This is a genomic window from Streptomyces sp. NPDC053426, from assembly GCF_055585405.1.
Genome location: NZ_JBVJKE010000007.1, coordinates 154,203 through 177,721, shown reverse-complemented (window position 1 = coordinate 177,721; position 23,519 = coordinate 154,203). Strand labels below are relative to the sequence as shown.

Annotated in this window: 16 protein-coding genes and 1 pseudogene; 13 read left to right on the top strand and 4 right to left on the bottom strand. The window is 71.8% G+C overall.

Annotated elements, in window-relative coordinates; all coding sequences use genetic code 11:
• Nucleotides 1-5 precede the first annotated feature (5 nt).
• The 4 genes and pseudogenes from ACZ62B_RS16475 to ACZ62B_RS16460 all read right to left on the bottom strand — a co-directional run bounded on the left by ACZ62B_RS16475 (nt 6) and on the right by ACZ62B_RS16460 (nt 5,723).
• Complete coding sequence (locus ACZ62B_RS16475; RefSeq protein ID WP_469690828.1) at nt 6-866, bottom strand: 2Fe-2S iron-sulfur cluster-binding protein; 861 nt, start codon at nt 864-866, stop codon at nt 6-8.
• A pseudogene (locus tag ACZ62B_RS16470) lies at nt 863-2,831 on the bottom strand (NAD(P)H-dependent oxidoreductase subunit E). The gene ACZ62B_RS16475 and the pseudogene ACZ62B_RS16470 overlap by 4 nt, the downstream one beginning before the upstream one ends.
• On the bottom strand, nt 2,812-4,755 hold the full coding sequence (locus ACZ62B_RS16465; protein WP_344558310.1) for a molybdopterin oxidoreductase family protein: 1,944 nt from the start codon (nt 4,753-4,755) through the stop codon (nt 2,812-2,814). The pseudogene ACZ62B_RS16470 and the gene ACZ62B_RS16465 overlap by 20 nt, the downstream one beginning before the upstream one ends.
• Entirely contained in the window at nt 4,752-5,723 is a 972-nt protein-coding gene (locus tag ACZ62B_RS16460) for a 2-dehydropantoate 2-reductase (protein ID WP_468719033.1), read from the bottom strand. The genes ACZ62B_RS16465 and ACZ62B_RS16460 overlap by 4 nt, the downstream gene beginning before the upstream one ends.
• 178 nt (nt 5,724-5,901) lie before the next feature.
• On the opposite strand from ACZ62B_RS16460, the gene ACZ62B_RS16455 reads away from it, so the two are divergent.
• From ACZ62B_RS16455 to ACZ62B_RS16395, 13 genes are all read left to right on the top strand, one after another.
• Nucleotides 5,902-7,242, top strand: coding sequence for an OFA family MFS transporter (locus tag ACZ62B_RS16455; protein ID WP_344558323.1), 1,341 nt, complete (start codon nt 5,902-5,904; stop codon nt 7,240-7,242).
• Nucleotides 7,211-7,354: an MFS transporter small subunit gene (locus ACZ62B_RS16450; protein WP_344558325.1), complete on the top strand. Its 144-nt coding sequence runs from the start codon at nt 7,211-7,213 to the stop codon at nt 7,352-7,354. The genes ACZ62B_RS16455 and ACZ62B_RS16450 overlap by 32 nt, the downstream gene beginning before the upstream one ends.
• Before the next feature lie 145 nt (nt 7,355-7,499).
• A complete protein-coding gene (locus ACZ62B_RS16445; RefSeq protein ID WP_344558327.1) occupies nt 7,500-8,447 on the top strand; it encodes a beta-ketoacyl-ACP synthase III in 948 nt (315 codons plus the stop codon).
• Between the two features lie 144 nt (nt 8,448-8,591).
• Complete coding sequence (locus ACZ62B_RS16440; RefSeq protein ID WP_073931304.1) at nt 8,592-9,269, top strand: GntR family transcriptional regulator; 678 nt, start codon at nt 8,592-8,594, stop codon at nt 9,267-9,269.
• 210 nt (nt 9,270-9,479) lie between these two features.
• Nucleotides 9,480-10,661: an ROK family protein gene (locus ACZ62B_RS16435; protein ID WP_344558330.1), complete on the top strand. Its 1,182-nt coding sequence runs from the start codon at nt 9,480-9,482 to the stop codon at nt 10,659-10,661.
• A 288-nt stretch (nt 10,662-10,949) separates the two neighbouring features.
• A complete protein-coding gene (locus tag ACZ62B_RS16430) occupies nt 10,950-12,467 on the top strand; it encodes a sugar ABC transporter ATP-binding protein (RefSeq protein WP_344558331.1) in 1,518 nt (505 codons plus the stop codon).
• Nucleotides 12,464-13,483, top strand: a complete 1,020-nt coding sequence (locus tag ACZ62B_RS16425) for an ABC transporter permease (protein ID WP_344558332.1) — start codon at nt 12,464-12,466, stop codon at nt 13,481-13,483. The genes ACZ62B_RS16430 and ACZ62B_RS16425 overlap by 4 nt, the downstream gene beginning before the upstream one ends.
• 17 nt (nt 13,484-13,500) lie before the next feature.
• Entirely contained in the window at nt 13,501-14,541 is a 1,041-nt protein-coding gene (locus tag ACZ62B_RS16420) for a substrate-binding domain-containing protein (protein WP_344558334.1), read from the top strand.
• Between the two features lie 79 nt (nt 14,542-14,620).
• Nucleotides 14,621-15,829 carry a Gfo/Idh/MocA family protein gene (locus ACZ62B_RS16415; RefSeq protein ID WP_344558336.1) on the top strand — a complete coding sequence of 403 codons (1,209 nt, stop codon included), beginning with the start codon at nt 14,621-14,623 and terminating at the stop codon, nt 15,827-15,829.
• A 14-nt stretch (nt 15,830-15,843) separates the two neighbouring features.
• Nucleotides 15,844-16,842 (top strand): sugar phosphate isomerase/epimerase family protein, encoded by a 999-nt coding sequence (locus ACZ62B_RS16410; RefSeq protein ID WP_085575680.1) that lies wholly within the window; start codon nt 15,844-15,846, stop codon nt 16,840-16,842.
• A 267-nt stretch (nt 16,843-17,109) separates the two neighbouring features.
• Complete coding sequence (locus ACZ62B_RS16405; RefSeq protein ID WP_469690822.1) at nt 17,110-20,823, top strand: ThuA domain-containing protein; 3,714 nt, start codon at nt 17,110-17,112, stop codon at nt 20,821-20,823.
• A gap of 150 nt (nt 20,824-20,973) precedes the next feature.
• Entirely contained in the window at nt 20,974-22,137 is a 1,164-nt protein-coding gene (locus tag ACZ62B_RS16400; RefSeq protein WP_468719043.1) for an inositol-3-phosphate synthase, read from the top strand.
• A 206-nt stretch (nt 22,138-22,343) separates the two neighbouring features.
• Complete coding sequence (locus ACZ62B_RS16395) at nt 22,344-23,324, top strand: SCO3242 family prenyltransferase (RefSeq protein WP_469690820.1); 981 nt, start codon at nt 22,344-22,346, stop codon at nt 23,322-23,324.
• Nucleotides 23,325-23,519: the final 195 nt, after the last annotated feature.

Genomic DNA, 23,519 nt, shown 5'->3' with positions numbered 1-23,519 from the left:
TCCGCTCAGTCCCGGTTCTGTACGTGCTGGTAGCCGAAGCGGCCCTTGATGCACAGGTTGCCGTGGGTCACCGGATTGTCGTGCGGCGAGGTGACCTTCACGATCTCATTGTCCTGCACATGGAGGGTGAGGTTGCAGCCGACACCGCAGTACGCGCACACGGTCGTCGTCTCCGACTGCCGCGACTCGTTCCAGGTACCCGCCGCCCGCATGTCGAACTCCGACTTGAACGACAGGGCCCCGGTGGGGCAGACCTCGATGCAGTTGCCGCAGTACACGCACGCCGAGTCGGTCAGCGGGGCGTCGTGCTCGACGGCGATCCGGGCGTCGAAACCGCGGCCCGCGACCGAGATCGCGAAGGTGTTCTGCCACTGGTCGCCGCAGGCGTCCACGCACTTGTAGCAGAGGATGCACTTGTCGTAGTCGCGGACGTAGAGGTCGTTGTCGACCCTCGGTTCCTCGTTGAGGCGGGCGGCGTCCGGGCCGAAGCGGTCCGGTTTCGCCTCGTACTCCTCGATCCACTCGGCGGCCCGGGGAGGCGTCGACAGGTCGACGGAGGACGCGAGGAGTTCGAGCACGATCTTGCGGCTGTGCCGGGCCCGCTCGGTGCCGGTGCGCACCTCCATGCCGGGCTCGGCCCGGCGGGAGCAGGCGGGGACGAGGGTGCGGGAGCCCTCGACCTCCACGACGCAGACCCGGCAGGCGTTCTTCGGGGCCAGGGTGTCGCCCTCGCAGAGGGTGGGGATGTCCTTCCCGGCCGCCCGGCAGGCCTCCAGGATCGTCGATCCCTCGGGCGCCCGGACCGGCTCGCCGTCGAGGGTGAACTCCAGCAGGCGGCGGGGGATCCCCAGCGGTGTCACGGTCATTCGTACGTCCCCAGACGGTCGATGGCGGATTCCACGGCGTTCCACGCGGTCTGTCCCAGACCGCAGATCGAGGCGTCCCGCATCGCGCGGCCGACCTCGCGCAGGAGGGTGATGTCGGTGGCGGCGTCGGCGCCCGTGCGGTCGACGATCCGGTGCAGCGCCTCCTCCTGGCGGACGGTGCCGACGCGGCAGGGGACGCACTGGCCGCACGACTCGTCGCGGAAGAACTGGGCGATGCGGAGAAGGAGGCGGGGGAGCGGGACGGTGTCGTCGAAGGCCATGACGACTCCGGAGCCGAGGGTGGTGCCCGCTGCTCGGGTGCCTTCGAAGGTGAGGGGGACGTCCAGTTCGTCGGGGCGTACGAAGCCGCCGGCGGCTCCGCCGAGGAGGACCGCGCGGAGGTTGTCGCGGACGCCGGCGAGGTGGAGGAGTTCGCCCAGGGTCGCACCGAAGGGGAGTTCGTAGACGCCGGGGTGGGCGACGCTGCCCGAGACGCAGAAGAGTTTGGGGCCGGTGGATTTCTCCGTGCCGATCGCCGCGTAGGCCTGGGCGCCCATGGTCAGGACGGGCAGGACGTTGACCAGGGTTTCCACGTTGTTCTCGACTGTCGGCTTGCCGAACAGGCCCTTCTCCACCGGGAAGGGGGGCTTGGTGCGGGGCTCGCCCCGGTAGCCCTCGATGGAGTTGAAGAGGGCCGTCTCCTCACCGCAGATGTACGCGCCCGCGCCGCGTCGGATCTCCATGTCGAAGGCGTAGCCCTGACCGAGGATGTCGTCGCCGAGCAGGCCGCGGGCGCGGGTCTGCGCGATCGCGTGTTCCATGCGGCGCAGGGCCCTGGGGTATTCGCCGCGGAGGTAGAGGTAGCCGCGGTGGGCGCCGGTCGCGTAGCCCGCGATGGTCATGGCTTCGACCAGCGCGAACGGGTCGCCCTCCATGAGGACGCGGTCCTTGAAGGTGCCCGGTTCGGATTCGTCGGCGTTGCAGACGAGGTAGTGGGGGTGGTCCGGCTGGGAGGCCGTGGCCTGCCACTTGCGGCCGGTGGGGAAGGCGGCGCCGCCTCGGCCGAGGAGGCCGGAGTCGGTGACCTCGCGGATGACGGCGGCGGGGCCGAGGGCGAAGGCGCGGCGGAGGGCGGTGTAGCCGCCGTTCGCCCGGTAGTCGTCCAGGTCGGTGGGGTCGGTTGTGCCGATGCGGTGGAGGAGGGTGAGGGTTCCGGCTCCGGCCTGGGGGACCGCGGTGGTGGGTGGGGGTTCGGGGGGTGCGGTTTCGGGGGCGGTGGCTGCTCGGACTGCGGTTTCGGGGGTGGCCGGGGCGCAGACTGCGGTGGCCCTCGTGGTTTCTCGCCCCCGCCGCCCCTTCCCTCCCCCACTCTCGGCTTCGCTCGAGCGGGAGGGACCCCCATCGTCCCCGGGGGCTTTGCCCCCGGACCCCCCGTTCGGCCCTGAAAGGGCCTTGTGCTCAAGTGCCGGACGGGCTGTTTCGCCGGCCCGGATCGCCAAGGCTGCCGGGGCTCTTTCGCACAGGCCCAGGCAGGGGCTGCGTTCCACCTGGACGCCGGAATCCGGGGTCAGGCGGGATTCGACGTCCGCGCAGAGCTCGGTCGCACCCGCCGCCGTGCAGGCCAGGTCCGTGCACACGTGCAGGACCGTCGCCGGGCGGGGGCGGAGGGAGAACATCGCGTAGAAGGTGGCCACGCCGTACGCCTCCGCCGGGGGGGACCGTCAGGCGGCGGCACAGGTAGTCCAGGGCGCCCTCGCTGATCCAGCCGACCCGGTCGTTGACGGCGTGCAGCCCCGGCAGCAGCAGGTCGCGGCGGTCGCGGGCCTCCCTGCCGCCGCGGGCCCAGCGCAGGTCCGCGTCGGAGCGGTCGGCGCCCTCCCAGGAGGACTCGGGAGGGCCGAGCAGGGCGTCGACGGCCGCGCGCTCCTCGTCCGTCGGCTTGCTGTCACCGAAGTGCAGGTCCATGGGTGCTCACCTTCTCGATCCGGATCGCCGACGCCTTGAACTCCGCCGTCCCCGCGATCGGGCAGTTCGCCTCGATCGTCAGCAGGTTGGTGTCCACCTCGTCGGGAAAGTGGAACGTCATGAACGCGAGGCCCGGCCGCAGTCCCGTGTCCACCCAGACCGGCGCCAGCACCGAGCCGCGCCGCGAGGTCACCCGCACCTCCTCGCCGACCACCACCCCGTAGCGCTCGGCGTCCTCCGGGCACAGTTCGACGTACTCGCCGCGCCGCAGGGGTGACGCGAAACCGCCGCTCTGCACACCCGTGTTGTAGGAGTCGAGACGGCGGCCCGTGGTCAGCCGGATCGGGTAGTGCTCGTCGGTGAGGTCGACCGGCGGGTCGTGCCGCACGATGCCGAAGGGCGCGGGCCTGCCGCGCCCGGCCGGGTCCGGGTCCCACAGACGGCCGTGCAGGTACGTCGGTTCGAGCGCGTCCGTGCTCGGACACGGCCACTGGATGCCCTGGTGCTCGTCCAGACGCTCGTACGTCATGCCGTAGTGGTCCGGGGAGACCGAGCGCAGCTCGTTCCACACCGCCTCGGCGCCGGCGTACTTCCAGTCGTGGCCGAGGCGGGTGGCGAGGTCGCAGAGGATGTCGATGTCCTCGCGCGCCTCGCCGGGCGGGACCACGGCCCGGCGCACCCGCTGCACCCGGCGCTCGCTGTTGGTGGTGGTGCCCTCGGTCTCCGCCCAGCCGGCGGTCGCGGGCAGGACGACGTCGGCGAGTTCGGCGGTCTTCGTCAGGAAGATGTCCTGGACCACCAGGAAGTCCAGCTCCCGCAGGCGCCGTACCGCCTGTTCGCTGTCCGCCTCCGACTGGGCCGGGTTCTCGCCGATGCAGTAGACGGCCCGCAGGGAGCCGTCCTCCATGGCCTCGAACATCTCCGTCAGGGTCAGCCCGTGGTGCGGTTGGATGACGGTGTCCCAGGCCGACTCGAACTTCAGCCGGATGCCGGGGTCGAGGAGATCCTGGAAGCCGGGCAGGCGGTTGGGGATCGCGCCCATGTCGCCGCCGCCCTGCACGTTGTTCTGGCCGCGCAGGGGCTGCAGGCCCGAGCCGTAGCGGCCGACGTGGCCGGTCAGGAGGGAGAGGTTGATCAGGGCGCGGACGTTGTCGGTGCCGTTGTGGTGCTCGGTGATGCCGAGGGTCCAGCAGAGCTGGGCGCGCTCCGCGCGGGCGTAGGCGTGCGCCAACTCCCGTATGGCGGCCGCCGGTACGCCCGTCACCTTTTCGGCCAGGGAGAGCGTCCATGGTTCGACGAGCGCCTCGTACTCCTCGAACCCCGTGGTGGCCCGCCGGACGAACGCCTCGTTGACCAGGCCCGCGTGGATGATCTCGCGGCCGATCGCGTGCGCCATGGCGATGTCCGTGCCGACGTTCAGGCCGAGCCAGCTCTCCGCCCACTCGGCGGTGGAGGTCCGGCGCGGGTCGACCGCGTACATCCGGGCGCCGCCCCGGATGCCCTTGAGCACGTGCTGGAAGAAGATCGGGTGGGCGAAGCGGGCGTTGGAGCCCCACATCACGATGACGTCGGTGTGCTCGATCTCCTCGTACGACGACGTGCCGCCGCCCGAGCCGAACGCGGCCGACAGGCCGGCCACGGACGGGGCGTGGCAGGTGCGGTTGCAGGAGTCGACGTTGTTGGTGCCCATGACGACCCGGGCGAACTTCTGCGCCACGTAGTTCATCTCGTTGGTCGCGCGGGAGCAGGAGAACAGGCCGAACGCGCCGCGCGCCGCCGCCAGGCCCCGCGCGGTACGGTCCAGCGCCTCGTCCCAGCCCGCCCGGCGGAAGGGCGCGTCGCGCGAGTCCCGGACGAGGGGGTGGGTGAGACGGGTGTAGGTCTTCGGGCTTCGGTCGCGTTGCCCGCGGGCGGGTTTCCTCATGCGGCGCTCCTCAGCGCGAGCAGGTCCGACAGGGCGTGCACGGTGCGCAGGGTGGGCACCGGGACACCGGTGATCTCCGCCAGCTCGACGACGGCCGCGAGCAGGACGTCGAGTTCGAGCGGCTTGCCGCGCTCCAGGTCCTGGAGCGTGGAGGTGCGGTGGTCGCCGACCTTCTCCGCGCCCGCCAGCCGGCGCTCGATGGAGACGCCGACCTCGCAGCCGAGGGCCCCGGCGACCGCCAGCGTCTCGGCCATCATCGTCTCGATGACCTGCCGGGTGCCGCCGTGCAGACACATCTGCCGCATGGTGGCGCGCGCCAGGGCGCTGATCGGGTTGAAGGAGATGTTGCCCAGCAGCTTCAGCCAGATGTCGTTGCGCAGGTCCGGCTCGACCGGGCACTTCAGGCCCCCGGCCCGCATCGCCTCGCTCAGGGCCAGACAGCGCGCGGAGACGCTGCGGTCCGGTTCGCCGATGGAGAAGCGGGTGCCTTCCACATGGCGTACCACACCGGGCTGTTCGAGTTCGGTGGCCGCGTAGACGACGCAGCCGACGGCCCGTTCGGGCGCGAGCACCGCGCTGACCGCGCCCCGCGGGTCCACGCTCTCCAGGCGGCGGCCGTCGTACGGCCCGCCGTGCCGGTGGAAGTACCACCAGGGGATGCCGTTCTGGGCGGCCACGACGGTCGTGGTGTCGTGCAGCAGCGGCTCGATCAGCGGCCCGCACGCCGCGTACGAGTTGGCCTTCAGACCCAGGAACACATGGTCGACCGGGCCGACTTCGGCCGGGTCGTCGGTGGCGCGGGGGCGCGCGGTGAAGTCACCGCGCGGGCTGCGCACCCGTACTCCGTACTGCCTCATGGCCGCCAGATGCGGTCCACGGGCGATGAGATGCACGTCGGCGCCCGCACGGTGGAGCGCGGCACCGACGTAGGCGCCGATCGCCCCGGCGCCGAGGACTGCGACTTTCATGGCGAGGGTAGCTCCGTCCGGTCGAGGGACACCGAGGACCACGGAAACCGCCGAATCTCTGTCGACGAAATATTGTCTACAGTATGGGGGTGGCCCCAGCAAGGCTTTGTGCAGCACCAGTGGTTGTCTGCTCAACCGTCTTCTCAACGGCCCGCGCCGTCCCTACGGTTGGGGACCCATGAGTCCCCCCGTCGCACCGCCGGGCTGGAGCCGCTGGCTCGTCCCGCCCGCCGCGCTCTCCGTCCACCTCTCCATCGGCCAGGCCTACGCGTGGAGCGTGTTCAAGCCGCCGCTGGAGTCCGCGCTCGGCCTCAGCGGCACCCAGAGCGCACTGCCCTTCCAGCTCGGCATCGTCATGCTCGGCCTGTCCGCCGCGTTCGGCGGCACCCTCGTCGAACGCCGGGGCCCGCGCTGGGCGATGACCGTCGCCCTGATCTGCTTCTCCTCCGGCTTCCTGCTCTCCGCCCTGGGCGCGGCCACCGAGCAGTACTGGCTGATCGTCCTCGGCTACGGCTTCGTCGGCGGCATCGGCCTGGGCATCGGCTACATCTCACCCGTCTCGACGCTCATCAAGTGGTTCCCCGACCGGCCCGGCATGGCCACCGGCATCGCCATCATGGGCTTCGGCGGCGGCGCGCTGATCGCCTCGCCCTGGTCGGCGCGGATGCTCGACTCCTTCGGCGCCGACAACACCGGCATCGCGCTCGCCTTCCTCGTGCACGGGCTGACGTACGCCGTGTTCATGCTGCTCGGCGTGGTGCTGGTGCGGGTGCCGCGCACCGCGCGCCCGGTGGCCGGCGGGCCCGCCGCGGTCACGGGGCCGCAGGTCTCGGCCCGCTCCGCCGTGCGCACCCCGCAGTTCTGGCTGCTGTGGATCGTGCTCACCATGAACGTCACCGCGGGCATCGGCATCCTGGAGAAGGCCGCCCCGATGATCACCGACTTCTTCGCGGACGCCTCCGCACCGGTGTCGGCGACCGCCGCCGCGGGATTCGTCGCCCTGCTGTCGGCGGCCAACATGGCGGGCCGCATCGGCTGGTCGACCACCTCCGACCTCATCGGCCGCAAGAACATCTACCGGGTCTACCTCGGCGTCGGCGCGCTGATGTACGCGCTCATCCGGCTGCTGGGCGACTCCTCCAAACCGCTGTTCGTCCTGTGCGCCCTGGTGATCCTCTCCTTCTACGGCGGCGGCTTCGCCACGGTCCCGGCGTATCTGAAGGACCTCTTCGGCACCTACGAGGTCGGGGCGATCCACGGCCGGCTGCTCACCGCCTGGTCCACGGCCGGTGTGCTCGGACCGCTGATCGTGAACTGGGTCGCCGACCGGCAGGAGGAGGCGGGCAGACACGGACCGTCCCTCTACGGAACGTCGCTGGTCATCATGATCGGGCTGCTCGTCGTCGGCTTCGTCGCCAACGAACTGGTCCGGCCCGTCCATCCCCGTCATCACGTGCCCGGCCCCGAAGCAGCGAAGGAGACCGCCGATGACCGGCGAGAGCAGCCAGAATCCGCCTAGCAGCCCCGGCCGCCGCGGGCTCGTCACCTTCTCCTGGCTGTGGGTGGGAGTGCCGCTCGCCTACGGTCTGTACGAGCTCGTGCGCAAGGCGACACAACTGTTCACCGGCTGACCGCGGACGGCCGGGACGGTGCTTCGGAGGCTGAGGGAAGCCGACAAGCCCGACGCCCGTTTCCTGTCACTTCACCTGCCCTCTTACCCGTGAGTCACTGATCAGACTGGTGCATCCCGCAACTGAACCACTAGGGGGATCACCCATGATCGGCTCGCGCATCGTCGCCGTCGGCCACTACCAGCCCGCCCGGGTCCTCACCAACGAGGACCTGGCGGGCATGGTCGACACCAGCGACGAGTGGATCACGAGCCGCGTGGGCATCCGCACCCGTCACATCGCCGGACCCGACGAACCGGTCGACGAGCTGGCCGCGCACGCCGCCGCCAAGGCACTGGCGGCGGCCGGCCGGACCCCCGCCGAGATCGACCTGGTCCTGGTGGCCACGTCCACCGCCATCGACCGCTCGCCCAACATGGCCGCCCGCGTCGCGGCCCGCCTCGGCATGCCCGGACCCGCCGTCATGGACATCAACGTGGTCTGCGCCGGATTCACCCACGCCCTCGCCACCGCCGACCACACCGTACGGGCCGGCGGCGCGAGCCGGGTGCTGGTCATCGGCGCCGACAAGATGTCCGACGTGGCCGACTGGACCGACCGCACCACCTGCGTGCTGGTCGGCGACGGGGCGGGCGCGGCCGTCGTGGAGGCCTGCGCCCCGGGCGCGGAGGCGGGGATCGGCCCGGTGCTGTGGGGCTCGGTGCCCGAGATGGGCCACGCGGTGCGGATCGAGGGGACGCCCCCGCGGTTCGCGCAGGAGGGGCAGAGCGTCTACCGCTGGGCGGCCACCCGGTTGCCGGTCGTCGCCCGCCAGGCCTGCGAGAAGGCGGGGCTGGCGCCCGAGGACCTCGCCGCGGTGGTGCTGCACCAGGCCAACCTGCGGATCATCGAACCCCTCGCCCGCCGGCTCGGCGCCGTCAACGCCGTCGTCGCCCGCGACGTCACCGAGTCCGGCAACACCTCGGCCGCCAGCATCCCGCTCGCCTTCTCCAAGCTCGTCGAACAGGGCGCGGTGACGACCGGCGACCCGGTGCTGCTCTTCGGCTTCGGCGGGAACCTGTCGTACGCGGGACAGGTCGTGCGCTGCCCCTGAGCCCGTCGCCGGTGTGACGAGGACGACTCCCCGACCCCCTGGTGTCCGTGCGCCGTAGACTGTAGACGAAAGACAATCACTACTGGCGTTGCGGTGCACCGGCGTTCGCGGCGGTGCGCGGCGCCGCCGAGGAGGGGGACCGCGATGCTGTCGACCGGACTGCCCCAGGGGGCGGTGCCCAAGCTCGAACGGCCGGGACCGCTGCGCGACCGGGTCTACGAGGCGCTGCTCGAACTCATCACCACCCGCGCCCTCCAGCCCGGCCAGCACCTCGTCGAGAGCGAACTCGCCGGCCACCTCGGCGTCTCCCGCCAGCCGGTGCGCGAGGCGCTGCAGCGGCTCAACACCGAGGGCTGGGTCGATCTGCGGCCCGCGCAGGGCGCGTTCGTGCACGAGCCGACGGAGGAGGAGGCCGACCAGCTCCTCACCGTCCGTACGCTGCTGGAGGCCGAGGCGGCCCGGCTGGCCGCGAGCAACGCCGACGGGGCGGGCGTGGAGGCCCTGGAGGAGATCCTGGCCGAGGGGCTCAAGGCCGTCGACGCCGACGACGTGGACGCCGCCGTCGCCCTCAACGCCCGCTTCCACGCCAAGATCATGGAGCTGGCCGGCAACGCCGTGCTCGCCGAACTCGCCGCCCAGGTCGACCGGCGCGTGCGCTGGTACTACACACCCGTCGCCCGGCAGCGCGGCGGACAGTCCTGGGTCGAGCACCGCGAGCTGATCGCGGCCGTCGCCGCCCATGACGAACAACTGGCCACCCGGCTCATGCGCGAACACACCGAGCACACCCGGCGCTCGTACCACGCCCGCGCGAAGTCCTGAGTGCGGCTTTTCGGTTACCTTGTGACGCCTCTCCCCGTGCCCTCACGGACTCCTTTGTCCTGTGAGTGGAAAAAGTAGGGGGCAATTCCTGCGCGACTTCTTCCCACCTCCGGCAGGCGCTGCTACTTTCCCATCCGAAGGAACGCCACACACGTGGCCGGAATCCGGCGCGCACAGGCCGATCGAGGCGGGGAGGGGCTCGTGAGACGTATGACAGCGCGACCCGCCAACGCCCACCAGGCACGACTGCTCAGGCTGCTGCGCGACGGCGGACCCAACTCCCGTGCCCAGCTCGGCGACCAGGTCGACCTCTCCCGGTCGAAACTGGCCGTGGAGGTGGACCGGCTGCTGGAGACGGATCTCGTCGTGGCCGACGGACTCGCCGCCTCGCGCGGCGGTCGGCGCTCCCACAACATCCGGCTCAACCCGCACCTGCGGTTCCTCGGCGTCGACATCGGCGCGACCTCGGTCGACGTCGCCGTCACCAACGCCGAGCTGGAGATCCTCGGGCACATCAACCAGCCCATGGACGTACGCGAGGGGCCGGTCGCGGTCTTCGAGCAAGTACTCGCCATGGCAGCGAAGTTGAAGGCCTCGGGGCTCGCGGAGGGGTTCGACGGCGCCGGTATCGGCGTCCCGGGCCCGGTCCGCTTCCCCGAGGGCATCCCGGTGGCTCCGCCGATCATGCCGGGCTGGGACGGCTTCCCCGTGCGGGAGGCGCTCAGCCAGGACCTCGGCTGCCCGGTCATGGTCGACAACGACGTGAACCTGATGGCGATGGGGGAGCAGCACGCGGGCGTCGCCCGCACCGTCGCCGACTTCCTCTGCGTCAAGATCGGTACCGGCATCGGCTGCGGCATCGTCGTCGGCGGTGAGGTCTACCGCGGTACGACGGGCAGTGCGGGCGACATCGGGCACATCCAGGCCGTGCCCGACGGCCGCCCGTGCGCCTGCGGCAACCGGGGCTGCCTGGAGGCCCACTTCTCCGGTGCGGCCCTCGCCCGGGACGCCATGGAGGCCGCCGAACAGCGGCTCTCCGCCGAACTCGCCGGCCGGCTGGAGACGAACGGCACGCTCAGCGCCGTCGACGTCGCCGCCGCGGCCGCGGCCGGTGACGCCACCGCCCTCGATCTGATCCGCGAGGGCGGCAACCACACCGGCCAGGTCATCGCCGGCCTGGTCAGCTTCTTCAACCCCGGCCTGGTGGTGATCGGCGGCGGGGTGACCGGCCTCGGCCACACCCTGCTCGCCGCGATCCGCACCCAGGTCTACCGCGGCTCGCTGCCCCTGGCCACGGGCAACCTGCCCATCGTGCTGGGGGAGCTGGGGCCCACCGCCGGAGTCATCGGCGCGGCCCGGCTCATCAGCGACCACCTGTTCTCACCCGCGTAAGCAGCCCTTCCCGCTCCTTCGTCGCACCCGTTCCAGGCACCACCGCATCCGCGTCACGGCACCTGCTCCAGGCACCACCGCATCCGCGCCACGGCACCTGCTCCGAACACCACCGCATCCGCGTCACGGCATCCGCTCCACCGCACCGGCTTCCACCGCACCGGAACAGCCCACCCGTACCACCCGTACCAGGCACCGCCACCGCCCTACCCCGCCCTGCCCGAAAACGCCTGCCCCGCAAGGGGATCGCCCTGACACCGGCCCGTACGCCCGCCGAGGGGAATCCGCATGGCACCACAACCACCGCTGCTCAGCATGTCCGGCATCACCAAGTCGTTCCCCGGAGTCCGGGCCCTGGACGGCGTCGACCTCGACGTCCAGGCCGGCGAGGTGCACTGCCTGCTCGGCCAGAACGGCGCCGGGAAGTCCACCCTGATCAAGGTTCTGGCCGGCGCCCACCAGCCCGACACCGGCACCATCCGCTGGCGCGGCGAGGACGTCACCCTGCGCTCGCCGATCGCCGCCATGCGCCTCGGCATCGCCACCATCTACCAGGAACTCGACCTGGTGGAACACCTGTCGGTCGCCGAGAACGTCCACCTCGGCCACGAACCCACGGCCGCCGGTTTCGTCGTACGGGGAAGGGCCGCCAGGTCGTCGACCGCCGAACTCCTCAAGCGGCTCGGCCACCCCGAGGTCGACCCGGCCCGGCTGGTCGGCGAACTCTCCGCGGCGCAGCAGCAGATCGTGTCCATGGCGCGGGCGCTCTCCCACGACGTACGGCTCATCGTGATGGACGAGCCGTCCGCCGCCCTCGACCCGGACGAGGTCGACAACCTCTTCCGCATCGTCGGCGACCTCACCGCCGACGGCGTCGCCGTCGTCTACATCTCGCACCGCCTGGAGGAGATCCGGCGCATCGGCGACCGGGTGACCGTGCTCAAGGACGGCCGGGCCGTCGCCGGCGGGCTGCCCGCGAAGTCGACGCCGACCCGCGAGGTCGTCGCGCTGATGACGGGACGCAACGTCGAGTACGTCTTCCCGGAGCGGCCCGCCGCCGCCCCGCAGGGCGAACCGGTGCTCACCGTCGAAGGACTGTCCCGCGAGGGCGAGTTCGCCCCGCTCGACCTCCAGGTGCGGCCCGGGGAGATCGTCGGACTCGCCGGACTCGTCGGCTCGGGACGCTCCGAGATCCTGGAGACGATCTACGGCGCCCGCAAGCCCGACACCGGCCGGGTCCTCGTCGACGGACGCCCCCTGAGGCCGGGCAGCGTACGGGCCGCCGTGCGCGCCGGACTCGGGCTCGCCCCCGAGGAACGCAAGGCGCAGGCCCTGCTGATGCTGGAGTCCGTCACCCGCAATGTGTCGGTCTCCTCCATGTCGCGGTTCGCGAAGGCCGGCTGGATCGACCGCGGCGCCGAACTGGGGGCGGCGCGTGCGGCGGTCCGCGAACTGTCGCTGCGGCCCGACAACCCGGACGTGCCCGTGCGCACCCTGTCCGGCGGCAACCAGCAGAAAGCCGTGCTCGCGCGCTGGCTGCTGCGCGGCTGCCGGGTGCTGCTGCTCGACGAACCCACCCGAGGCGTCGACGTCGGCGCCCGCGCCGAGCTCTACGCGGTCGTCCGCCGGCTGGCGGACGAGGGCCTCGCCGTGCTGCTGGTCTCCAGCGAGGTGCCCGAGGTGCTCGGCCTCGCCGACCGCGTCCTGGTGCTGCGCGAGGGCAGCGTCGTCCACACGGCGCCCGCCCGTGAACTCGACGAACACCGTGTACTCGATTTGGTCATGGAAGGAAGCCCGGCGTCATGACGCAGCCCGTCTCCCCGCCGCGGGACAGCGCCCCCAAGGCGCCGTCGGCCGGCGAAAAGCCCGCCTGGCGCGCCGTGTTGTTCCGCGCCGACGTCCGCACCCTGTCGCTGCTCGGCGTGCTCGCCGCACTGATCCTCATCGGCGGCATCACCAAACCGGACCAGTTCCTGGACACCCGCAACCTCCAACTGGTCCTCACCCAGGCCTCCGTCATCGGTGTCGTCACCGTCGGCATGACCTTCGTCATCATCTCCGGCGGCATCGACCTGTCGGTCGGCGCGATCGTCGCCCTCGCCTCGGTGTGGGCCACCACCGTCGCCACCCAGGAGTTCGGCTTCGCGGGCATCCTCTTCACCGCCGTCCTCGTCGGACTGGGGTGCGGACTGGTCAACGGGGTGCTCATCGCGTACGGCGGTATGGTCCCGTTCATCGCCACCCTCGCCATGCTCGCCTCGGCCCGCGGTCTCGCCCTGCAGATCACCGACGGGCGCACCCAGATCGTCACCGTCGACGGCGTCCTCGACCTCGGTGAGCGCGACTCCTACGTGCTCGGCATCCCGCCGCTGGTCCTGGTGTTCGCCGCGGTCACCGTCGTCGGCTGGCTGGTGCTCAACCGGACCACCTTCGGCCGCCGCTCCGTCGCCGTCGGCGGCAACGCGGAGGCCGCCCGGCTCGCCGGCATCGACGTGCGCCGCCAGCGGCTCTACCTGTACCTGCTGTCCGGGCTGTGCTGCGGCATCGCCGCCTTCCTGCTGATCGTGCTGGCCGGCTCCGGCCAGAACACCAACGGCAACCTCTACGAACTCGACGCCATCGCCGCCGCGATCATCGGCGGCACCCTGCTCACCGGAGGCCGCGGCACCATCGTCGGCTCCGTCCTCGGTGTCCTGATCTTCACCACGATCACCAACATCTTCGCCCTGAACAACCTGCAGAGCGACGTCCAGCAGATCGCCAAGGGCGCGATCATCGTCGCCGCCGTGCTGGTCCAGCGCCGTACCGCGAGCACGACCTGATGAAGGGGTTCACCGCCATGCCAGAGTTCACCAGCCGCAGAGGGCTGCTCTTCGGAGCCGCCGCCGTGTCCGCCGGCGTCCTCGTCACCGGCTGCACCAGCAACGAGTCCAGCGACGACGAGCCCGCCGCGAACGACCAGCCGGCCGCCGACGACAAGCCGGGCAAGCCGGTCACCATCGGCTTCGCCGGACCGCAGGCCGACCACGGCTGGCTCAACGCCATCAACGACAACGCCAAGAAGCGGGCGGAGAAGTACTCCGACGTCACCCTGGAGATCACCGAGGGCTCCAACGACACCGCCCAGCAGATCGGCCAGATCGAGACCCTCATCAACAAGAAGGTCGACGTCCTGGTGATCCTGCCCGCCGACGGCAAGGCCCTCACCCAGGTCGGGCTGAAGGCGATGCGCGCCGGCATCCCCGTCGTCAACCTCGACCGGATCTTCAACACCCCGCAGGCGTACCGCTGCTGGGTCGGCGGCGACAACTACGGCATGGGCCTGAACGCCGGTCACTACATCGGCGAGAAGCTCAAGGACAAGCAGGGCGCCAAGGTCGTCGAGCTGGCCGGCCTGGACAACCTGGAGCTGACCAAGCAGCGCACCCAGGGCTTCGACGACGCGCTGAAGAACTACCCCAACATCCAGAAGGTGGCCCGCCAGGCCGCCGAGTTCACCGTCGAGTCCGGCCAGGCCAAGATGGCCCAGCTGCTCCAGGCGCAGTCGCAGATCGACGCGCTGTGGAACCACGACGACGACCAGGGCGTGGGCGCGCTGCGCGCCATCGAACAGGCCGGGCGGGACGAGTTCCTGATGGTGGGCGGCGCGGGCGCGCTCTCCGCGTTCGAGGCCATCAAGGCCGACAGCGGTGTCCTGAAGGCCACCGTCCTGTACCCGCCGACGATGGCCGCCTCCGCGATCGACCTGGCCCGCGCCCTCGGCCAGGGCAAGGGCGTGAGCGGCCTCGCGGAGTTCGAGATCCCCTCGTCGGTGACCTGCTACTCGGCCGTCGTCGACAAGGAGAACGTGGACCAGTACATGTCCACGGGCTTCAAGTGAGGAGCCCCGCACCACGGGCCTGACCAGCCCTCCGGGCGGGGTCCACCCCGCCCGCCACGACGACGAGGAGGACATCCGAATGGCACAGCCGCAAGCGTCCGACGGGGCGGAGACGGGGAAGCCACCGCTGCGCATCGGCATGGTCGGTTACGCCTTCATGGGCGCCGCCCACTCCCAGGGCTGGCGCACCGCGGGCCGCGTCTTCGACCTGCCGATGAGCCCCGACATGGCCGTGATCTGCGGCCGGGACGCCGACGCCGTGCGCGCGGCGGCGGACCGGCACGGCTGGGCGGAGACCGAGACGGACTGGCGCGCCCTGGTCGAACGGGACGACATCGACCTCGTCGACATCTGCACCCCGGGCGACAGCCACGCCGAGATCGCGCTCGCCGCGCTCGCCGCCGGCAAGCACGTGCTGTGCGAGAAGCCCCTCGCCAACAGCGTCGAGGAGGCCGAGGCGATGACCCGCGCCGCCGAAGAGGCGCGGGCACGGGGGAAGTCGGCGATGGTCGGCTTCAACTACCGCCGGGTGCCCGCGACCGCGCTGGCCCGGCGGATGGTGGCCGAGGGCCGGATCGGGAGACTGCGGCACGTGCGGGTCGCGTACCTGCAGGACTGGCTGGTGGACCCGGAGTTCCCGCTGACCTGGCGGCTGCGCCGCGAGCAGGCCGGCTCCGGTTCGCTCGGCGACCTCGGCGCGCACATCGTCGACCTGGCGCAGTACCTGTCCGGTGAGCGGCTCGCGGGGGTCTCCGCGCTCACCGAGACGTTCGTACGGGAGCGGCCGCTGCCCACCGCGCCCAGCAGCGGCCTGGCAGCCGTCACCGCCGCCGGCACCGGACAGGTCACCGTCGACGACGCGGCCCTGTTCACCGGCCGCTTCGCCTCCGGTGCCCTCGCCTCCTTCGAGGCCACCCGGTACGCCACCGGACGCAAGAACGCCCTGCGCATCGAACTCAACGGCGAGCGCGGGTCGCTGGCCTTCGACCTGGAACGGCTCAACGAACTGGAGTTCCACGACGGCACCGAGCCCGGGACGCACGCGGGCTTCCGCCGCATCCTGGTCACCGAACCCGAGCACCCCTACCTCGAGGCCTGGTGGCCGCCGGGCCACGGCCTCGGCTACGAGCACACCTTCGTGCACCAGGCCCGCGACCTGGTCCACGCGGTCGCCGAGGGCCGCAGTCCCGAACCCTCCTTCGCCGACGGACTCCAGGTGCAGCGCGTCCTGGCCGCGGTGGAGGAGAGCGCCGAGAAGAACTCCGTCTACACACCGATCGCCGCCTGAGAGGACGGATACGGATGCCGCGCAACTTCACGCTGTTCACCGGCCAGTGGGCAGACCTGCCGCTGGAGGAGGTCTGCCGACTCGCCCGCGACTTCGGCTACGACGGCCTCGAACTCGCCTGCTGGGGCGACCACTTCGAGGTGGACAAGGCGCTCGCCGACCCGTCCTACGTCGCCGGCCGCCACCAGCTCCTGGAGAAGTACGGCCTGAAGTGCTGGGCGATCTCCAATCACCTGGTGGGGCAGGCGGTGTGCGACGCCATCATCGACGAACGCCACCGGGCGATCCTGCCCGCCCGCATCTGGGGCGACGGCGAGGCCGAGGGCGTACGGCAGCGGGCCGCCGCCGAGATCAAGGACACCGCGCGCGCCGCGGCCCTCCTCGGAGTCGACACCGTCATCGGCTTCACCGGCTCCGCCATCTGGCACCTGGTCGCCATGTTCCCGCCCGCCCCCGAGTCGATGATCGAACGCGGCTACGAGGACTTCGCCGAGCGGTGGAACCCGATCCTGGACGTCTTCGACGCCGAGGGCGTGCGGTTCGCGCACGAGGTCCACCCCAGCGAGATCGCCTACGACTACTGGACGACCGTACGCGCCCTGGAGGCGGTCGACCGCCGGCCGGCCTTCGGCCTCAACTTCGACCCCTCCCACTTCGTGTGGCAGGACCTCGACCCGGTCGGCTTCCTGTGGGACTTCCGCGACCGGATCTACCACGTCGACTGCAAGGAGGCCCGCAGACGCCTCGACGGCCGCAACGGCCGCCTCGGCTCCCACCTGCCCTGGGGCGACCCGCGGCGCGGCTGGGACTTCGTCTCCGCCGGCCACGGCGACGTCCCCTGGGAGGACGTCTTCCGCATGCTGCGCTCCATCGACTACCGGGGCCCCGTCTCCGTCGAGTGGGAGGACGCCGGCATGGACCGGCTCCAGGGCGCCCCCGAGGCGCTGACCCGCCTCAAGGCCTTCGACTTCGAGCCGCCCAGCGCGTCCTTCGACGCCGCGTTCAACAGCTGATCCGCGCGCCCGACGGCAGGTCGGGGACGGGGGCCGGAACATCCGCCGGTCCCCGGTCCGACCTGCCCGGATCCTGCTTTGTCCTGAGTTGGGAAAAAGTTCAACCGGTCCCGGTCCCAGGGGTGTTCGCCCCGGAAGAACGCGGTTACCGTCCCTGAAGTGTTCAGGACACCCACGCCTCCGGGGTGACGGCGCACCCCGGCGCCCGCACGCACCGCACGTCTTCGCATCCGTTCCGTACGGCCCACCCGTTCCCGGAGGGACTTCGTGCACAGAAGCAGACTCAAATCCACCCGGACCACGAAACGCCCCAGACTCCGCACCACCCTCGCCCTGTTCACCGGCCTGTTGCTGGCCGTGGGCACCCCGGCGACCGTCGCCGGCGCCCACCCGGGCCACCCGGAGCACGACGGGACGGCAGCCGCCGAGGGGCAGTTCCAGCAGGTACCGCTCGCCAAGGGCGAGCCCGAGATGGGCGAGCCGATGTCGCTCGCCGTGCTCCCGGACCGCAGCGTCCTGCACACCTCGCGCGACGGCACACTGAGGATCACCGACCAGGGCGGCGTCACCAAGGTCGCCGGCAAGCTCGACGTCTACAGCCACGACGAGGAAGGTCTGCAGGGCGTCGGCATCGACCCGGACTTCGAGAACAACCGGGCGATCTACCTCTACTACGCCCCGCCGCTCGACACCCCCGCGGGCGACGCCCCGGAGACCGGCACCGCCGAGGACTTCGAGAAGTTCGACGGCGTCAACCGCCTCTCCCGCTTCGTCCTCAACCCCAACGGCACACTGGACCTGGCCAGCGAGAAGAAGGTCCTGGACGTCGCGGCCTCCCGCGGCACCTGCTGCCACGTCGGCGGCGACATCGCCTTCGACGCCGAGGGCAACCTCTACCTGTCCACCGGCGACGACACCAACCCCTTCGCCTCCGACGGCTTCACGCCGATCGACGAGCGGGCGAACCGCAACCCGGCCTTCGACGCCCGCCGCAGCTCCGGCAACACCAACGACCTCCGCGGCAAGATCCTCCGCATCAAGGTCGCCGAGGACGGCTCGTACACCGTCCCGGAGGGCAACCTCTTCGCCCCCGGCACCGAGAAGACCCGCCCCGAGATCTACGCGATGGGCTTCCGCAACCCGTTCCGGATGAACATCGACAAGAAGACCGGCACCATCTACGTGGGCGACTACGGTCCCGACGCGGGCGCCGCCGACCCGAACCGGGGTCCGGGGGGACAGGTCGAGTTCGCCAAGGTCACCGAGGCGGCCAACTTCGGCTGGCCGTTCTGCACCGGCGACAACGACGCCTACGTCGACTACGACTTCGCCACCGGCGCCTCCGGCGAGACGTTCGACTGCGCCGCCCCGAAGAACACCTCCCCGCACAACACCGGCCTGGTCGACCTGCCGCCCGCGCAGCCCGCCTGGATCCCCTACGACGGCGACTCCGTGCCCGAGTTCGGCACCGGCTCCGAGTCCCCGATGGGCGGCCCGGTCTACCGCTACGACCCCGAGCTCGACTCCAGCGTGAAGTTCCCCGAGGCGTACGACGGCGACTTCTTCGCCGGCGAGTTCGGCCGCCGCTGGATCAAGCGGATCGAGCAGAACGAGGACGGCACGGTCGCGACGATCAACGACTTCCCGTGGACCGGCACCCAGATCATGGACATGGAGTTCGGCCCCGACGGCGCGCTCTACGTCCTCGACTACGGCGTCTCCTGGTTCCAGGGCGACGAGAACTCCGCGCTGTACCGGATCGAGAACGCCGAGGACGGCTTCTCCCCGATCGCCGAGGTCAGCGCGGACAAGACGTCCGGTGCGGCCGGGCTGAGGGTCAAGTTCACCGGCAGCGCCAAGGACGCCGACTCCCCGGACCTCACCTACGGTTGGGACTTCGGCGACGGCACCAAGGGTGAGGGCCTCACCCCCACCCACCGGTACAAGAAGGTCGGCACCTACACCGCGACCTTCACCGCGAAGGACCCCGAGGGCAACACCGGCAACGCCAGTGTCCGGATCGTGGTCGGCAACACCGAGCCCACGGTGAAGATCACCGTGCCGGGCAACGGCAGCCTGGCCGCCTTCGGCGAGCCCGTGCCGTTCAAGGTGACGGTCACCGACCCCGAGGAGACCATCGACTGCTCCAGGGTCAAGGTCGCCTACAGCCTCGGCCACGACTCCCACGCCCACGAGCTGACCAGCGAGACGGGCTGTGAGGGCACCCTCAAGCCGCCCGCCGGGGACGGCGGTCACGACCCCAACGCCAACATCTACGGTGTCGTCGGCGCCAGCTACACCGACGGCGGGGCCAACGGCCAGGAGGCCCTGACCGGCACCGCGCGCACCGTGCTCCAGCCGCTGCACCGCCAGGCCGAGCACTTCACCACCCAGTCGGGCGTGAACACCTTCGACAAGGCCACGGCCAACGGCGGCAAGACCGTCGGCGACATCAACGACGGTGACTGGATCTCCTTCAGCCCCTACAAGTTCGACGGGCAGAAGAAGATGACCGTACGGGCCTCCTCCGGCGGCTCCGGCGGCTTCATCGAGCTGCGCACCGGCTCGCCCACCGGCAAGCTGCACGGCTCGGCGTACATCCCGCCGACGGGCGGCTGGGAGACGTTCCAGGACGTCGACGTGCCGCTGCGGTCGCTGCCGAAGCGCACCACGGAGATCTACCTGGTCTTCCGGGGCGGCGACGGCGCGCTGTACGACGTGGACGACTTCGAGTTCTCCAAGGAGCCGTTCAAGGCCGGCAAGAAGGTCCTGGTCTTCTCCAAGACGGCCGGCTTCCGCCACGACTCCATCCCGGAGGGCGTCGCCGCCCTGAAGGAGCTGGGCGCCCCGGCCGGCATCTCGGTCACCGCGACCGAGGAGGCCCGGCAGTTCACCACCGCCAACCTCGCCAAGTACGACGCGGTGGCCTTCCTGTCCACCACCGGTGACGTGCTCGACGCCGAGCAGCAGAAGGCGTTCGAGAACTACGTCAGCAACGGCGGCGGCTACATGGGCATCCACGCCGCCGCCGACACCGAGTACGACTGGGAGTTCTACGGCGGCCTCGTCGGCGCCTACTTCGACTCGCACCCGGCCATCCAGAAGGCCACCGTGCGCGTCCACGACCACGACCACCCGTCCACCGCGCACCTCGACGACGCCTGGGAGCGCACCGACGAGTGGTACAACTACCGCACCAACCCGCGTGAGCAGGCCAAGGTCCTCGCCACCCTCGACGAGACCACCTACCAGGGCGGGAACATGAAGGGCGACCACCCGATCGCCTGGTGCCAGAGCTACGGCGGCGGCCGCTCCTTCTACACCGGCGGCGGCCACACCAAGGAGTCGTACGCCGACGAGGCCTTCCGCACCCACCTGCTCGGCGGCATGCAGTACGCCACCGGCCAGGTGAAGGCGGACTGCAAGCCGGACAAGGGCTACCGGGAGATCTTCAACGGCCAGACCCTGGACGGCTGGAAGCAGGCCGGCCCCGGCAAGTTCGTCGTCAAGGACGGCACCATGGAGTCCGAGGGCGGCATGGGTCTGCTCTGGTACCAGGCCAAGGAGCTCCAGTCGTACTCCCTCAAGCTCGACTGGAAGATGCAGGGCGACGACAACTCCGGGATCTTCGTGGGCTTCCCGGCCTCCGACGACCCCTGGTCCGCGGTGAACAAGGGCTACGAGATCCAGATCGACGCCACGGACGCGCCCGACCGCACCACGGGCTCCGTCTACTCCTTCAAGTCGGCGGACATCAAGGCCCGTGACCAGGTCCTGCGGCCGCCCGGCCAGTGGAACTCCTACGAGATCAAGGTCCGCGGCGAACGCCTCCAGGTGTTCCTCAACGGAGTCAAGATCAACGACTTCACCAACAAGGACCCCGAGCGGAGCCTGACCGACGGCTACATCGGCCTGCAGAACCACGGCGCCGACGACCAGGTCTCCTTCCGGAACATCCAGCTGAAGGAACTGCCCTCCTAGGGCGAACCGCCCTTCTGGGGCAACCGGAACGGCGGCGGGCGGAGGACGCCGGACCTCCGCCCGCCGTCCCGCCGGGGCCGACGCACCCGGCACCCCGCTCGTCCCCCTCCGGCGCTCGCACCAGGTTCGCGTACGACAAGGAGGCTGCCCATGTCCGCCGAACCGTCCCTCCCCACCCCCTCCCCGGCCCCCCGCTTCGGCGTCTGGCTCATCGGGGCGCGCGGCTCCGTCGCCACCACCGCGATCGCGGGCTGCGCCGCCGTCGCCGCCGGGCTCCACCCGCCGACCGGCATGGTCACCGAGACCGCTCCCTTCACCTCGTGCGGTCTGCCCTCGTTGTCGTCCCTCGTCTTCGGCGGCCACGACACCGTCGACTGCCCGCTGCCCAAGCGCGCCGAGCACCTCGCCGACGGCGGCGTCCTGCCGCACGGCCTGCCGTCCGCCGTGCACGCCGAACTCGTCGCCGCCGACCGGGAGATCAGGCCCGGCGGCCCCCCGCCCGGCGACACCGGCCGCACCCAGGACCAGTGGATCGACGTGTTCGCGGCCGACATCCGCGACTTCGTGCGCCGCCAGGACCTCGCGGGCGCCGTCGTGATCAACGTGGCCTCCACCGAGCCGGCCCCCACCGACGGCTCCCTGCCGCCCAGCTCCCTCTACGCGGCGGCCGCCCTGCGCGCCGGCTGCCCCTACGTCAACTTCACCCCCTCCACGGGCCTGCACCACCCGGCGCTGGCCCCGCTCGCCGCCTCCTCGGGCCTGCCGTACGCGGGCCGCGACGGCAAGACGGGCCAGACCCTCCTGCGCTCGGTACTCGGCCCGATGTTCCTGCAACGCGCCCTCGCCGTGCGCGCCTGGTCCGGCACCAACCTCCTGGGCGGCGGCGACGGTGCCGCCCTGGCCGACCCCGCTGCCGCCGCCGCGAAGAACGCCGGCAAGGAACGCGTCCTCGCCGACACCCTCGGCACCACCCCCGAGGGCGAGGTCCACATCGACGACGTACCGGCCCTCGGCGACTGGAAGACGGCCTGGGACCACATCGCCTTCGACGGCTTCCTCGGCGCCCGCATGATCCTCCAGACCACCTGGCAGGGCTGCGACTCGTCCCTCGCCGCCCCCCTCGTCCTCGACCTGGCCCGACTGACCGTCCGCGCCCGGCAGAAGGGCCTGACCGGCCCGCTGAGCGAGCTGGGCTTCTACTTCAAGGACCCGGTCGGCGACGGCCCGTCGTCACTGGCCGAGCAGTACACGGACCTGAGGCACTTCGCCGAACGCCTGCGGCCCGCCGCCACCGATCCCGAGGCCCGCCGATGAGCCGCCCGGCACCCGACGCCCATGACATGCCCGCACGGGGGGAGCCTGCGCAGGGCGACTCCCCAGGGGCGCGGGGAACTGCGCGAACAACCACAACGCACCCGCACACGACCACGACGGGACACGCGCAGGACACGCCCGCGCGGGGCGAGCCCGCGCAGGGCGGCCTCGCGCCGGCAGGCGGCCCGGCCTCCGAGGACGCCGCCTTGTCCTCCGGCGGCGGCGCCGCCCGCGCCCGCTCGGGCCGTGCGGGCGCGTGGGCGGAACTACTGCGCCTGCCCGCGCTGTTCACCGTCCCCGGCGACGCCCTGGCCGGTGCGGCGGCGGCCGGTGTGCGCCCCGGGCCCCGCACCCTGCTCGCCATCGGATCCTCCCTGTGCCTGTACGAGGCCGGCATGGCCCTGAACGACTGGGCGGACCGCGCCGAGGACGCCGTGGAGCGCCCGCACCGCCCGCTGCCGTCCGGCCGTATCCGTCCGGCCGCCGCCCTCACCGCCGCCGGTGCCCTCACCGGCGCCGGACTGGCGCTCGCCGCCGGTGCGGGACGCCCCGCCCTCGCGGTGGCCGCGCCCCTGGCGGCGACCGTCTGGGCCTACGACCTCGCCCTGAAGCACACGCCCGCCGGTCCCGCGGCCATGGCCGCCGCCCGCGGACTCGACCTGCTCCTGGGCGCCGCGGCCACCGGCGGCGGCACCCGTGCCGCGCTGCCCTCCGCCGCGCTGCTCGGCAGCCACACCCTCGCGGTCACGGCCGTCTCCCGCCGGGAGACCACCGGCGGCTCGGCCCTGGCCCCTCTGGCGGCCCTCGCGACGACGGGGGTGCTGACCCGGCTGGTCACCCACCGCCGCACCCGACTCCCGGCAGGCCGGCGGGCAGCAGCCGCCCCCGGCCTGCCGGGTTCCAGCCCCGCCGCGCGCCCACCCGGGGCCGCCGGCGCCGTCGCCACCGCCCTGGGCGCCGCCTACGCCGCCACGGCCGCCCGCCCCTACTTCCACGCCACGCTCAACCCTTCACCTCCCCTCACCCAACGCGCCGTGGGCGGCGGCATCCGCGCCACGGTCCCACTCCAGGCCGCCCTCGCCGCCCGCTCCGGCGCGACCGCCACGTCCCTCCTGGTCGCGGCCCTGGCCCCGGCCGGCCGGATGTTCGCGAGGAGGGCCGGTATGAGGAAGGTGAGCATCACATGAGCCGGAACCCGAACCAGGGCGCGAGCCGGCAGACGCCCGAGGACGTCCGTGTCCCGGCCCCGGAGGCGAGCCGGGACACGAGCGGCGGCCCGGCCCGGTACGCGAGCCAGGACGCGACCGGGGGCGGTCGTGTTCCGGTCGTGGAGGCGAGTCAGGAGGTGACGGGTCGCCCGGCCCGGGAGGGGAGCGGCGACG